This window comes from Ruegeria sp. BHSC276 (genome assembly GCF_059612945.1).
In genome coordinates, this window is sequence record NZ_JBXWRP010000012.1 from 71461 (window position 1) to 85779 (window position 14319).

12 protein-coding genes are annotated in these 14319 nt (G+C 62.1%); 8 read left to right on the forward strand and 4 right to left on the reverse strand.

From position 1 onward, the window contains the following. The first annotated feature begins 227 nt into the window (after positions 1-227). From AC2FMD_RS17405 to cls, 5 genes are all read left to right on the forward strand, one after another. The gene (locus tag AC2FMD_RS17405; RefSeq protein ID WP_496742268.1) at positions 228-1838 is read left to right on the forward strand and encodes an arylsulfatase; all 1611 of its coding nucleotides are present in this window, start codon (positions 228-230) and stop codon (positions 1836-1838) included. 75 nt (positions 1839-1913) lie between these two features. Next, positions 1914-2057 carry a hypothetical protein gene (locus AC2FMD_RS17410; protein WP_496712018.1) on the forward strand — a complete coding sequence of 48 codons (144 nt, stop codon included), beginning with the start codon at positions 1914-1916 and terminating at the stop codon, positions 2055-2057. A 27-nt stretch (positions 2058-2084) separates the two neighbouring features. Continuing rightward, entirely contained in the window at positions 2085-2534 is a 450-nt protein-coding gene (locus tag AC2FMD_RS17415) for a haloacid dehalogenase-like hydrolase (protein WP_496795289.1), read from the forward strand. A gap of 15 nt (positions 2535-2549) precedes the next feature. Beyond that, positions 2550-2834, forward strand: coding sequence for a hypothetical protein (locus AC2FMD_RS17420; RefSeq protein WP_496742266.1), 285 nt, complete (start codon positions 2550-2552; stop codon positions 2832-2834). A gap of 75 nt (positions 2835-2909) precedes the next feature. Then, a complete protein-coding gene (gene cls, locus AC2FMD_RS17425) occupies positions 2910-4322 on the forward strand; it encodes a cardiolipin synthase (RefSeq protein ID WP_496678259.1) in 1413 nt (470 codons plus the stop codon). Here cls and AC2FMD_RS17430 read toward each other — a convergent pair. After that, positions 4319-4753: a potassium channel family protein gene (locus AC2FMD_RS17430; RefSeq protein ID WP_496678258.1), complete on the reverse strand. Its 435-nt coding sequence runs from the start codon at positions 4751-4753 to the stop codon at positions 4319-4321. The two genes, cls and AC2FMD_RS17430, sit on opposite strands and share 4 nt — an antisense overlap. 163 nt (positions 4754-4916) lie before the next feature. On the opposite strand from AC2FMD_RS17430, the gene AC2FMD_RS17435 reads away from it, so the two are divergent. Genes AC2FMD_RS17435 through AC2FMD_RS17445 form a run of 3 tightly spaced genes read left to right on the forward strand, consistent with a single transcriptional unit; the run spans position 4917 to position 9002 of the window. Then, a complete protein-coding gene (locus AC2FMD_RS17435) occupies positions 4917-5564 on the forward strand; it encodes an ABC transporter ATP-binding protein (RefSeq protein WP_496689142.1) in 648 nt (215 codons plus the stop codon). Beyond that, positions 5561-7966, forward strand: a complete 2406-nt coding sequence (locus AC2FMD_RS17440) for an ABC transporter permease (protein ID WP_496795290.1) — start codon at positions 5561-5563, stop codon at positions 7964-7966. Before AC2FMD_RS17435 ends, AC2FMD_RS17440 begins: the two co-directional genes overlap by 4 nt. Next, complete coding sequence (locus AC2FMD_RS17445; protein WP_496795291.1) at positions 7956-9002, forward strand: lipocalin-like domain-containing protein; 1047 nt, start codon at positions 7956-7958, stop codon at positions 9000-9002. Before AC2FMD_RS17440 ends, AC2FMD_RS17445 begins: the two co-directional genes overlap by 11 nt. Here the strand turns inward: AC2FMD_RS17445 and AC2FMD_RS17450 are convergent. From AC2FMD_RS17450 to AC2FMD_RS17460, 3 genes are all read right to left on the reverse strand, one after another. Continuing rightward, entirely contained in the window at positions 8999-9430 is a 432-nt protein-coding gene (locus tag AC2FMD_RS17450) for a universal stress protein (RefSeq protein ID WP_496678252.1), read from the reverse strand. The genes AC2FMD_RS17445 and AC2FMD_RS17450 overlap by 4 nt on opposite strands. Continuing rightward, positions 9427-12036 (reverse strand): TRAP transporter permease, encoded by a 2610-nt coding sequence (locus tag AC2FMD_RS17455; protein WP_496712009.1) that lies wholly within the window; start codon positions 12034-12036, stop codon positions 9427-9429. The genes AC2FMD_RS17450 and AC2FMD_RS17455 overlap by 4 nt, the downstream gene beginning before the upstream one ends. A gap of 113 nt (positions 12037-12149) precedes the next feature. Next, the gene (locus AC2FMD_RS17460) at positions 12150-13118 is read right to left on the reverse strand and encodes a TAXI family TRAP transporter solute-binding subunit (protein ID WP_496742263.1); all 969 of its coding nucleotides are present in this window, start codon (positions 13116-13118) and stop codon (positions 12150-12152) included. Positions 13119-14319 lie beyond the last annotated feature (1201 nt).

The following is a 14319-nucleotide window of genomic DNA, read 5'->3' on the forward strand; positions in this document are numbered from 1 at the left end:
CCTCATTGGAGCCGAATCCTTGGGAACTATCTTCTAACATAAGTATTTTTGGATTGGTCTTTGTGATAGTTTTCAATTGCCTAGAGGGGCTTGTCTTGATTCCCCTTTTTGCCGAACCGCCTGACCTGGAAAGGGCGTGTTGAATGATTGACGGATCGGGGGGCGTATTTTCCCCCTTTTGACTTTCCTGCAAGGCCGTTTTTGCCTGACCACATAAGGAGAAAAAGATGTCATCACAGGGAAATTTAACGCATTTATGGCGCAGAGGGTTGCGGCGACTGGCCGTGGCCACGGTGTCCCTCGCGCTGGTGGCGCCGGCTTGGGCACAGGATCAGAAACCGAACATTCTGGTCATCTGGGGCGACGACATCGGTCAGTCGAACATCTCGGCCTATACCATGGGTATGATGGGGTATCGCACGCCGAATATTGACCGGGTTGCGAATGAAGGCATGATCTTCACTGATTATTATGGCGAGCAATCCTGTACCGCAGGCCGGTCGTCCTACATCATGGGTCAGTCAGTGTTCCGCACAGGGCTGTCGAAGGTCGGCCTGCCGGGTGCGGATCTTGGTATGCAGGTCGAAGATCCGACCATTGCTGGTCTGTTGAAGGACCACGGCTATGCCACCGGTCAATTCGGCAAGAATCACTTGGGCGACAAAGATGAACATCTTCCGACAAACCACGGATTTGACGAATTTTTCGGCAACCTGTACCACCTGAACGCGGAAGAGGAACCCGAGAACGAGGACTATCCGGGCGATGCGGTTCTACCCGATGGCCGGACCTTCCGCGAAGCCTTTGGCCCGCGTGGCGTCATAAAGTCCAAGGCCGACGGAACCATCGAAGATACCGGACCGCTGACCAAGAAGCGGATGGAAACCGTGGATGACGAAACCGTGGCTGCGGCGATCGACTTCATCAAGCGTGCCCACGAACAGGGCCAGCCCTTCTATGTCTGGTGGAACGGAACGCGCATGCACTTCCGCACTCACGTCAAAGACGAGATGCGCCAGCAGGCCAATGACATGACCGGTCGTGTGATGGACGAATACTCGGCCGGCATGATCGAACATGACATTCATGTGGGCCAGCTGCTCGACCTGCTTGACGAGTTGGGCATCGCAGACAACACGATCGTCCACTACTCGACGGACAACGGACCGCACTACAACACCTGGCCTGATGCCGCGTCCACGCCCTTCTGGGGTGAAAAGAACACCAACTGGGAAGGCGGCTGGCGCGTACCCTCGATGGTGCGTTGGCCCGGCAAGATCGAACCCGGCTCGGTCACCAACGAGATCGTGCATCACATGGACTGGCTGCCCACCTACCTGGCGGCGGCCGGAGATCCCGAGATCAAGGAAAAACTGAAGCAGGGCTACAGTTCGCCGGCCATGGGTCGCGACTATAAGGTACATCTGGACGGCTACAACATCCTGCCGCTGTTGACCGGTGAAACCACCCAAAGCCCGCGCAAGGAAATCTTCTATTTCTCGGATGACGGCGACCTGACCGCCCTGCGCTACGGCGACTGGAAGTTGATCTTTCTGGAGCAGAAGGCCTGGGCCACCCTGCGCGCCTGGATGGAACCCTGGACCGAACTGCGGGTGCCGATCATCGTGAACCTGCGGCGCGATCCCTATGAGCGCGGATACCGGACCTCGAACACCTATTACGACTGGATGATCGACCGCGTGTATCTGCTGGTGCCGGCTCAGCAATATGTGGCGAATTTCCTGGCGACCTTCCGGGAATTCCCGCCGCGGCAGGAAGCAGCTAGCTTCAGCTTGGACCAGGTGATCGAGACGATGCTGACGCCGACCAACAACTGATAAAGGTCGGTTCTACTCTCGAGGGTCGCCGGCCTGAGCGGCGACCCTCATTATTTTGCAATAAAAGGATATTTCGTGTTTCGACAGCTTGTTTCAGTCGCCCTTCTTGCGCTGCCGGCAGGGCTTGCGGCCGACCCCTTGCTCAGTTGGACCGATAGCCCCAGCAAAGAGCGGATCATCGCCTTCGTCGATACGGTGACTACGCCGGGCACCAAGTAATACGTCATCCCCGCCGACCGTGTGGCCGTGTTAGACAATGACAGTACGCTGTGGGCGGAACAGCCCGTCTATTTCCAGTTAATCTATGTCATGGATAAACTGGCTGAGAAGGCGCACGACGACCCGTCGATTCTGAGCACGCCGACGTTGGAAGCCGCCGCCAGGGGCGACGCCGAGACCGCATTGAGGGGCGGAGAGGACGCCCTGATCGAAGTCGTCAGCGCCACGCATTCGGGCCTTAGCGTCGAGGCGTTCCTGGCAGCCGTCGCCGAATGGTTCCAGACCGGGCGCCATCCCCAAACGGGGCTGGCTTATGACCAGATGACCTATCAGCCCATGGTCGAGCTGCTCAGAGACCTGCGCGACGAAGGGTTCACGACCTATATCGTCTCGGGTGGCGGGGTACATTTCATGCGCGTCTTTACCCAGGATGCCTACGGGATACCCCCCAACCAGGTTCTGGGAACTTATGCCTAACGCGTTTACGAACTGGTGGATGGCGCGCCCACGATCATGAAGACGCCCGCGCTGGCGTTCATCGACGACAACGAGGGCAAGCCCATCAACACCGAGCGCACGATTGGCAAACGCCCCATCATGGCTGTCGGAAACTCGGATGGTGATTTCGCAATGCTCGAATGGACCACCGCCGGCGACGGGCCGCGGATGGGGGTTCTGATCCATCACACCGACGCCGAACGGGAATGGGCATATGACCGCGACAGCCACATCGGGCGCCTTGTCGACGGTCTGGACAAAGGTTCGGAAATGGGCTGAGTTATCGTGGACATGGCCAAGGACTGGTCCCGGGTTTTCACCGGATCGAACTGAAGCGCGGAAGGGTTGCCCCCAATGTGGACATTCATCGCCTCGCTATCGGTCTTTGCCGTCTATTGCGTCGCGGTGTTTTTCTCGGTGCGGGCGGCGCAGACGGCGCGCACGCCGCAAGGGGCCGTCGGGTGGGCGGTGTTTCTGCTTTCGGCGCCCTTTCTGGCGGTTCCGCTGTACCTGTTTCTCGGCCATCACCGGTTTCGCGGTTATCACATCGCACGCAAGGAAAGCGAACGCGTGGTCGAAGGCATTCGCGCCTTTTCCGACGCCGCCAAACCCGACCCTACCGGCCTTTCGATCAATCCCAGGCCGTTCGAGGCCCTAGCCCACCTGCCCGTCTGCCGTGGCAACAGCATGGACCTGCTGGTAGATGGCCAGGCGACGTTTGAGGCGATCTTCGCCGCGATCGATCGGGCGCAAAAATACGTTCTGATCCAGTTCTATATCGTGCGCGACGATGCGCTTGGGATCGAACTTCAGGAAAAGCTGATCGACGCGGCCAGCCGTGGCGTGCATGTACGCTTCATGACCGACGCGGTCGGCAGCTATGGCCTGCCATCGGCCTATCTGGAAGAGCTGCGCCGGGCCGGTGTGGACGTAGCCGACCCACGGGACCAGCGCGGACCAAATTTCAGGTTCCAGCTGAATTACCGCAACCACCGCAAGACCGTGATCGTCGATGGCGAGATCGGATTCATCGGCGGCCACAATGTCGGCATCGAATACCTTGGCCAGGATCCCGAATTCGGCCGCTGGCGCGACACCCACATCCGGATGACTGGCCATATCGTGCGCCAGTTGCAGTTGATATTCACCGAGGACTGGCACTGGGCCCGCGGCGAAGACCTGATCGATCTGCTGGACTGGGCCGGCAGCGAATCCGACCGGAACATGAACGCGCTGCTGGTGGCGACCGGTCCCGGCGACGACACGGAAACCGGGGCGATGATGTTCTTCGCCGCGATTGCCGCGGCGACCGACCGCGTGTGGATTGCCTCGCCCTATTTCGTGCCCGACATCGACATCATGTCCGCGCTGAAGAATGCCGCCCTGCGGGGCGTGGACGTGCGCATCCTGGTGCCCGACGCGATCGACCATCGTCTGCCCTGGCTGGCGGCCTTCGCCTATTTCGACGAGATTCGCGACTGCGGCGTGCGCGTCCTGCGCTATACCGACGGGTTCATGCATCAAAAGGCTTTCGTGGTCGATGACACGCTGGCAGCCGTCGGAACCACAAATCTCGACAACCGCTCGTTCCGGCTGAACTTCGAGGCGATGGCCCTGTTCTTCGACAAACGCGCGGCCGAGGCAGTGGCCGACATGCTGCGCACCGATTTCGAGAACAGCTATGAGTTGACGCGCCGGCTGATCCAGCAGCCGCCGCATATCCGCCATGGGGCCCCGCTGGCCCGCCTGTTCGCCCCTATCCTCTAGGGGTTCACGTGTTCTTCGAACATCCGGGTCATCAACGCGACGAGAAAGGCCGTGGACAGGCCAAAGGCCAGCAGCCCGGTCACGGATGCAAAAGCGCCGAAGATGCGTAACCCCTCCCCCAGAACGATGTCGCCGTAGCCCAGCGTGGTGAAGGTCACCAACGAAAAATACAGCGCCGAGTTCCAGTCGGGCAACACGTCACCCAGAACCCAGACCACCGCCCAGATCCAGACCTGAACGGTGTGCGCCGCGACGATCACACCCAGGGAAAAGGCGATGGGTCCGGCGGTACGCAGGATGCGGCTGCGGCTCTGCCAGTTCTGGTCCAGCCGGCGCAGCACCAAAACGCACCAGGTCAGCAACCCGATCTCGATCAGGAAACACAGCCCCAGATAGAAGCTGCCCCAAAGGATCTGTTGCAGCAATGTCATGTCTCACTCCGGCAATTGTCCAACCCCGAACTCGAAGAATGACGGCATCAAGCGCCCGGCACAAGGGACGTCCACGTGCGGCGAAATGAACGCGTGGAGTTCGGGCACTGGACACCGGCGCCGCGTGCCGCACATTCTGGGGTGGAGTATGACAGGCCCTGACATGTTGCTGGAGTTTCACGATATCCACAAAACCTATCCCGGCGGGCGCCCGGTTCTGAACGGTGTTTCGCTGTCTCTGGATCAGGGGCAGACCCTCGCCCTGACCGGCGAAAGCGGCAGCGGCAAGAGCACGCTGCTGAACCTCGCGGCCACCCTAGACCGGTTCGACAGCGGTGAAATCCTTCTGGATGGCACCGCCTTGTCACGGCTCGGCGACGCCGACCGCGCGGCGCTGCGCCGGACGCATGTGGCGCTGGTGTTCCAGCAGTTCAACCTGATCCCGTCGCTGACCGTCTCGCAGAACCTGTCGTTCCATGCGCGGCTGGCAGCCCGGCACGACCCCGAGTGGGAGGCGCATCTGATCCGGCGGTTGGGACTGTCCGATCTGACCGAGCGTTATCCTGAAGGCCTCTCGGGCGGACAGCAGCAACGGGTGGCCATCGGGCGCGCCCTGGCGGTTCGGCCTCGGCTGCTGCTGGCTGATGAGCCCACCGGCAACCTGGACGAAACCGCCAGCGCCGCGGTGCTGGATCTGATGCTGGCGCTGGTTGCGGAAACCGGCGCCGCGCTGCTGCTCGTCACGCATTCCCAGGCCATCGCGGCTCGCTTGGACAGGCAGGCACATCTGACCAATGGCCGGATCGCATGATCGGCACCGCCCTACAGGCGCTGTGGTCGCATTGGCGCTGGCACCGGGTGCAATTGGCCACCCTGCTGACCGGAATCGCCCTGGCGACCGGGTTGTGGTCGGCCGTTCAGGCCATAAACGCCGAGGCGCGCGCCAGCTATGACCGGGCCAATACGCAACTAGGGCTGGGGCAACTGGACGAGTTGATCCATCCCTCGGGGCGCATCCCGTTGGAAACCTACGTCGCGCTGCGCCGTTCGGGCTGGCAGGTCGCCGCGGTTCTGGACGGCCGGATCGACACAGGCGGACGATCCGTGCGCCTGATGGGGGTCGACATGGTCTCCTACCCGGCCCTGCCTGCACTGGCTGATCCGCAGGGGAACCCACCCGCCCCCGAAACCGTACTGACCGCGCCCGGTCGGCTGTTTGCCACACCCGATCTGGCTGCGCAGCTTTCTGAGCGGCCGGATCTGCCTCCGATCCTGACCAGCACGTCGCTGCCGCCGGATCTGGTCCTGATGGATATCGGCACCGCCGAAACCCTTCTGGGTCAGTCGGGCATTCTGACGCGCCTGGTGGTGCTGCCCGACCAGCCCCGTGCGCGATCGCCGCTGGATCAGGTTGCGCCCGACCTGCGCCGCCGGGGCCCGGACAGCCGAGTCGACACGGCGCGCCTGACCGACAGTTTTCACCTGAACCTCTCGGCCTTCGGGCTGTTGTCCTTTGCGGTGGGGCTGTTCATCGTTCATGGCACGGTCGGGCTGGCCTTCGCGCAGCGGCGCGGCATGGTTCGGACCCTGCGCGCGCTTGGGGTGCCGCTGGCTACACTGTCGCGGCTGATGCTGGTCGAACTGGTCGTCATCGCCCTGATCGGCGGAACGCTGGGTCTGATTCTGGGGCATCTGCTGGCTGGCGCGTTGTTGCCCGACGTGGCCGCCACCCTGCGCGGTCTGTACGGCGCACCGGTCCAGGGGCAGTTGCACCTGCGGCCGGAATGGGCCGCCGCCGGGCTGGCGATGGCCGTGGGCGGCACGATTCTGGCCAGCGGACAGGCGTTGTGGCGGCTGGCCAAGCTGCCTCTGCTGGCCGCGCCCGGCGTACAGGCGTGGCGCGGCGGAACCGGCCACCGCGCCAGCGCCTTGACCGGGCTGATTGTCTGTGCGGCAGGAATTGCCGCGTATTCCCTGTTCGACGGGCTGGTGGCGGGCTTTGTCCTGTTGGGCGGCATCCTGACCGGCAGCGCGCTGCTGCTGCCGATACTTGTGTCGACCGCCCTGCGCGTCTTTGGCCGGCGCGCAAGAAAGCCGGTGGCGCAATGGGTCTGGGCGGACATGCAGACGCAGTTGCCGGGGCTGTCTCTGGCGTTGATGGCGTTGCTGCTGGCGCTGGCGGCGAATATCGGCGTGGGCACGATGGTATCCAGCTTTCGGCTGACCTTCCTTGGCTGGCTCGATCAGCGGTTGGTGTCGGAACTGTACGTGACGGCCGAGGACTCGGATCAAGGCCGGCAGATCCAGACCTGGCTTGAGCCACGCGCCGAGGCGGTTCTGCCGATCCGCAACGTCGAGCTGTCCCATGAAACTGGGCCGTTGTTCCTGTATGGCATCGTCGATCACCCGACCTATCGCGAACACTGGCCGCTGGTCGCCGGCGACCCCGATGTCTGGGACACGCTGTTTCAAGGCGGGGGTATTCTGATCAACGAACAACTGGCCCGCCGCGCCGATCTGTGGCCCGGCAACCGCTTGCCCCTTGCGCCCGGCAAGACATTGACGATTACGGGGGTCTATTCCGACTATGGCAATCCGACTGGGCAGGCCATCGTGGCCATGGACCTGTTCGATCAGATCGCGCCCGAGGCCGAAAACCGCCGGTTCGGCGTACGGATCGACCCGTCTCAGGCTGCCCCGCTGGCCGATGCCTTGCGCGCGCGGTTCGACCTGGGCCCGGGTGCCGTGGTGCCGCAAGCAACCGTCAAGGCGCAGTCGCGTGCGATCTTCGAAAAGACGTTCGTCGTGACCTCGGCGTTGAACGTGCTGACGCTGGGCGTCGCCGGATTCGCCATATTCACCAGCCTGCTGACACTGTGGACACAGCGTTTGCCGCAGATCGCTCCGGTCTGGGCGCTTGGGCTGACCCGGCCTCGGCTGGCTGCATTGGAACTGTTGCGCAGCGTGCTGCTGGCCGCCCTGACCGCCTGCCTTGCCTTGCCCTTGGGGCTGGTGCTTGCCTGGATCCTGCTGTCAGTCATCAACGTTCAGGCGTTTGGCTGGCGTCTGCCCATGTTCCTGTTTCCCTGGGCCTGGGTGCAGCTTTTCGTACTGACGGCCATCGCCGCCCTGCTGGCCGCCGCCCTGCCCGCGTGGCGATTGCGCCGCGTTCCACCCGCCGACCTGCTGAGGGTTTTTGCCAATGAACGTTAAGGCGCTTGTCTTTCTGCTGCTGGCCCCTTTTGCGGCATCTGCCCAAGGCTTTGCCGGTCTGGGCAGCAGCGCCGAAGGCTTTGAAATCCCGCAGCCGGGCTATCGCTTCGACTTCCCGGCCGATCACGGCCCGCACCCGACCTTCCGCATCGAATGGTGGTACCTGACCGCCAACCTGACCGGCGCGGACGGGCAGGAGTATGGCATCCAGTGGACCCTGTTCCGCTCGGCGCTGTGGCCATTCGAGGAGAGCGGCTGGCAGAGTCCACAGCTGTGGATGGGTCATGCCGGCCTGACGACACCGGACACCCACTTCTTTGCCGAACGCCTGGCGCGTGGCGGCATCGGGCAGGCCGGGGTCACAGCCAACCCGTTCGAGGCCTGGATCGACGAATGGCACATGCGCGGCGACACCATCGACGCGCTGACACTGCGCGCCAACGGGGCCGATTTCGGCTATGACCTGACCCTAGCGGCGGAAGGCCCCCTGGTGTTCCATGGCGACGGTGGGTATTCGGTCAAATCCGGTGAGGGGCAAGCCAGCTATTACTATTCGCAACCCAGATACGCGGTTTCAGGGATACTGCACCTGCCCGACCGCGATGTGCAAGTCACCGGCGAAGGCTGGCTGGATCGCGAGTGGTCCTCGCAACCGCTGGCTGCTGATCAGTCCGGGTGGGACTGGTTCTCGCTGACATTCGACACGGGCGACAAGATGATGGCCTTTCGGCTGCGCGGCGGTCGGGGCGATTTCACGGCCGCGACCTGGATCGATGCCGAAGGCACCAGCCAGTCCCTGCCCGATGGTCAGATCCGACTCACGCCCGTGCAGACCAGTTTGGTGGACGGGCGCGACATCCCGACCGAATGGGCGATAGCGCTGCCGGCCAAGGGGGTCGATATTCGAGTCAATGCCCTGAACTCCGGCGCCTGGATGGGCACCCGATTTGCCTATTGGGAGGGGCCGGTCACCGTGTCAGGCAGCCACGTCGGGCGCGGCTACCTTGAAATGACGGGGTATGGATCGCCGCCCTAGCGGACGACGTAGACCGAAACATCCGAATGCCGCACGACCCGCGCGGCGTTCGGCCCCAGCAGGTAGTCCTTGAAATCCGGCTTGTGCGCACCGATCACGATCAAATCGCTGCCGGCGCTTTCGGCGGTTTTTAGAATCTCTTGATAGGCCGTGCCGGTGGCCACCACATGCCGGATCGAGGCATTGCGCTCGGCGCCCAGCACATCCTCGCACAGGGCGACCAACTGGTCATGGGCCTCTTGCGTGGCTTTTTCGTGGAAATCCGGCTTGAAGAATCCTGACACCCAGCTTTCACCGAAATCCGGTAATACGGTCACCACGTCCAGTTGCGCTCCGTCCAGATCGGCAAGTTTGACCGCTTCTTTCAGGACCGGGGCGTCGATCTTGCCGTTGCTGATGTCTACGGCGCACAGAACCGATTTGCTCATGCGGGTACCTCTTGTCTGGCGGCACGGCCGCGTTGCAGGAAGGCGATCAACCCCAGCAGCAACATGGCCGGGATGTAGATCAGCTGTTTCGGCGGCTGGCTGACCGGCAGATCGGCGGATGCGATGCGCACTGGCTCGTCGCCGTAATAGTCGAAATTGGCCAGACTGTCGGCGATGGGCGCGCCGAACATCGGTTCGTCCATCTTAACCAGTCCGTCCTCTTCGATCAGCAGAAAGCCCATGGCCTCGACCCGCGCCGCGCCATCGGCTTCGGACCCGACGGTGACGACGACCGTGGTCTCGGTCGAGTTGCCGGTGTCGAAATCCGGCCCGCTGACCACCACCCGCACCTCGGTGCCGGGCTCCGCCTCGCCCACGGCCTGCACGAACCCGGCCGGCTCGACCTCGAGATGCGAGGGCGAGATTCGATCCATGAAGAAATCCGGGCGGAACAGCGCGAAGGCGATCGCGATCAGGGCGACGCTTTCATAAATGCGATTGTGGGTCAGGAAATATCCCATCGTGCCAGCTGTGAACACGAGGATGGCAATCGTGGCGAATACGGCCACTATGATCCCTTCGACCCAGGTGACGTCGATCAGCAGCAGGTCGGTGTTGAAGATGAACACGAAAGGCAGCGCAACGGTGCGCAGGCTGTAAAAGAAGGCGATGAACCCGGTCCTGATCGCGTCGCCCCCCGACACGGCGGCCGCGGCAAAGCTGGCCAAGCCCACGGGCGGCGTCACGTCGGCCATGATACCGAAGTAGAACACGAACAGATGCACGGCGATCAACGGCACGATTAGGCCGCTTTGCGCGCCCAGTTCCACCACAACGCCCGCCATCAGCGAGCTGACGACGATATAGTTCGCGGTGGTCGGCAGCCCCATACCCAGGATCAGGCTCAGCAGCCCGACCATGACCAACATCAGGATCAGGTTGCCGCCGGACAGGAACTCGACCAGATCGGCCATCACCTGCCCCACGCCAGTCAGGGTCACGGTGCCGACGATCACGCCCGCGGTGGCCGTGGCCAGCGCGATACCGATCATGTTGCGCGCACCGTCGATCAGGCCCTGCCACAGATCGGCGACCCCATCGACAAAGGCATTCGCCAGATCGCTTTGCCCGCGGAAAATCGCCTTTAGCGGTTTCTGTGTCAGCAGGATCACGAACAGCAGCGCCGTCGCCCAGAAGGCCGACAGACCCGGCGATTTCTGTTCGATCATCAGGAAATACACCAGAACGACGATCGGCAGGAGGTAATGCAGGCCGGCCTTGTAGATCTCGGAGATCACCGGCAGCTTCACTTCGGTCGCGTTCGGGTCGTCGGGCTCAAGGTCAGGCACCTGCGCGGCCAGATAGACCAAGGCCACATAGATCGCGCATACGATTAGGCTGAGGATCAGCCCCGCGCTGGACGGCGCCCAAGCGGTGACCGCTTCGACCGGGTATTGCGAGCCATAACACAGCCCCGCAAACACCAGGAAGAACATCAGCATCCCCACGACCGTGCGCGCCAGATGTACGTCGCGATCGCCCAGGGTGGGCATGTTTCGCTTCACGGCCTCGAGATGCACGATATAGACCAGCGCGATGTAAGAAATCGCCGCCGGCAGGAAGGCGTGAGTGATCACCTCGACATACGAGATGCCCACGTATTCCACCATCAGGAAGGCGGCCGCCCCCATGACGGGCGGCATGATCTGGCCGTTGACCGAACTGGCAACCTCGACCGAGCCGGCCTGTTCGCTGGAAAACCCCACGCGTTTCATCAGCGGGATGGTAAAGGTGCCAGTGGTGACGACGTTGGCGATGGACGAGCCTGAAATCAGGCCGGTTGCGGCCGAGCCGACGACGGCGGCTTTGGCCGGCCCTCCGCGCAGGTGGCCCAACGCGCCAAACGCCATCTTGATGAAGTAGTTCCCCGCCCCGGCCTTGTCCAGCAGCGCGCCGAACAGAACGAACAAGAACACGAATTTGGTCGAAACACCCAAGGCGATGCCGAACACGCCCTCGGACGTGATCCACATGTGACTCATGGCTTTCTTGAGGCTGGCACCTTTCCAGCGGATCACTTCGGGAACCCATTCGGACGAGCCGAAGAACACATAGGCCAAGAATATCGTCGCGATGATCGCCATTGCCGGGCCGAGCGCACGTCGCGCGGCCTCGAACAGCAGCAGCAGACCACCCAGGGCGACCCATTTGTCCACGTCGTCAGCCAGGCCGCCGGCATTCACGATCTTGTCGTAGAAGAAATATCCATAAAGCGCCACGCCAGCGCCCAGAACGCCCATGATCCAGTCCTGGATCGGAATGTAGTTGCGCGGGCTGGATTTCAGCGCGGGATAGGCCGCAAAGGCCAGAAACAACGCGAAAGCCAGGTGGAACTGACGCGCGTTATTGACGATGCTGCCGGGCAGGATGACGTTCGACAGTGGCGAGGCCAGAATGACCTGGAAAATCGACCAGATCGCCGCGACGATGGCCAAGAACAGCCCGACGTTGCCCGCTGGATCACGCGCACCCGCATCCGAGGATGCGACCAGTTCCTGCAGTTCTTCTTCGGATAGCGGACGATTGCCCTGAGGGTCAGCGCTCATTAAAAATCTCCCGTCCCGCGGCCGGTTCTTGGCCTGCTTTGTTTTTTGTCCGGCCTCCCGCCGGCGGAAACGAGGCGCCGTTGGGCGCCTCGCGGTCTTGGGTCAAAGCCGGATTACTGGATCCAGCCCTTTTCGCGATAGTATTTCTCGGCACCCGGGTGCAGCGGAGCGGACAGGCCGTCCTTGATCATTTCCTCAGGCTTGAGGTTGGCGAAGGCCGGGTGCAGCTTTTTGAAGTCTTCGAAGTTCTCGAAGACCGAGCTGACGACGGCATAGACCGCATCTTCCGACACATCGGCCGAGGTCACGAAGGTCGCGCCCACGCCAAAGGTCTGCACGTCCTCGTCGGTGCCGCGATACATGCCGCCGGGGATGGAGGCCTTGCGGTAGAACGAGTTGTCCTCGACCAGCTTGTCCACCGCCGGGCCGGTCACGTTGACCAGTACGGAATCACATGCGGTGGTCGCTTCCTGGATCGAACCCGAGGGGTGGCCGACGGTATAGACCATCGCGTCGATCTGGTTGTCGCACAATGCGGCCGACTGTTCGGCGGCTTTCAGCTCGGTGGCCAGTTCGAAATCATCCGTCGTCCAGCCCACCGCTTCCATCAGCACTTCCATGGTGCCGCGCTGGCCGGAACCGGGGTTGCCGATGTTGACGCGCTTACCCTTCAGGTCTTCGAAGTTCTTGATGCCGGAATCGGCGCGGGCCACTACTGTGAACGGTTCAGGGTGCACCGAGAACACGGCGCGCAGGCCCTCGAACGGGCCGGCTTCTTCGAATTTCGAAGTGCCGTTATAGGCATGGTACTGCCAGTCCGACTGGGCCACACCGAACTCCAGCTCGCCTTCGCGGATGGTGTTGATGTTGTAGACCGACCCACCCGTCGATTCGACCGAGCAGCGCACGCCATGTTCCTTGCGGCCCTTGTTCACCAGACGGCAGATCGCGCCACCGGTCGGGTAGTACACGCCGGTCACGCCGCCGGTGCCGATGGTGATGAATTCTTCGGCATAGGCCGCGGGGGCCATCAACGCGGCAGTGATGACCGCACCCAGGCTCAGCTTGCTTTTCTTGATCATTTGAGGACTCCCAAGATTTTTTGCTTTCTGACGGAAGACGGGTCAAGAACCCGGTCCGGGGATCGAGCGGATAGGGCAATCCGACGCGTCATGCAACGGATGCAACCATCTGTATTCCCAATTTCTCCCAACAGGTTCGAGGTTTGTGTCACCTTGACGCTTTGTCAAGCCTTCTGACCTTGGGGCACCCTACCCGCCGCAGATGTGACGATGGGCCGGAATAATTCCCCCCTGCCACACGACTCGGCACGCCGGCCTTTCGCGGCAAGTGGGCGCAGCAACCGCCTGTTGACCCTGCCGACCCGGCGCACCGCTATGTCACGGCCGTTCGTACCATGCCCGTCGCCACAACTGTCGTTGCAAGGAACGGCGGGCCGAACGCCGCTCTGGGCAACGCATTTTCGTGTTTTCGTGAAAATTCAGCGTGGTGCCCAAGGTGAGACTCGAACTCACACGGTATTGCTACCGGGGGATTTTGAATTTCCCGAAATTACTTTGATTTCAACTTGTTAGTCGAAAAGTTTGCCACTTTTTCAGGGCCATTTTTGGCCCGATTGGCAAACCGAATTTCGCGAAATTTCCGTCGATAATCTCGAACCAAACACGTCACGAACCACTCAGTTGTAAAGCCTACGCCGTGCTTCGCAAGAAACACAACCCCAGCCCGACGCAGGATCCGTCATTCAGCCAGAGCCGCCCTTTCCTCGGCTGCCTCGATGGCACTTTCACCGTCACACTCAACTTGAATGGCGCTTACTCGGACATTGTTCGAAGTGAGTAACACTGCAAGCCGCGCACTCAAGAACCGGGTGCGCGGCATCAATGCGGTCATTCGCTTCTTTACCGTTAACGGCCGTTTGGTCCGCCAAGCCGACCTTAGTGCTGAACGCAGCTGACGGCTGAAACGAGCCCTTTCCGGAAGTGGCCCAGCCGAAGCCCTCGCAGTTGCAGCATAGACGCCTCTGGTCCTGACCGCTGCGGCGCAAAAGGAATAGCGGTCATTCATGACCAGTGCAGCGAGATCTCAGACCCGGATGTCCGGGTTGCGGGACCAAGCAGCCGCTCGGCAATAGCCGGTTTGTGTGTTTCTGAGGAACTCAGCCAGATCCCCGAGCGCGTTACGGTTCATCGACATGGTGCGGAGGGTTAGTTCCTAGTATCGGGGTGACCGACCGCCAACATCCCTTGCAATGCTGGGAGA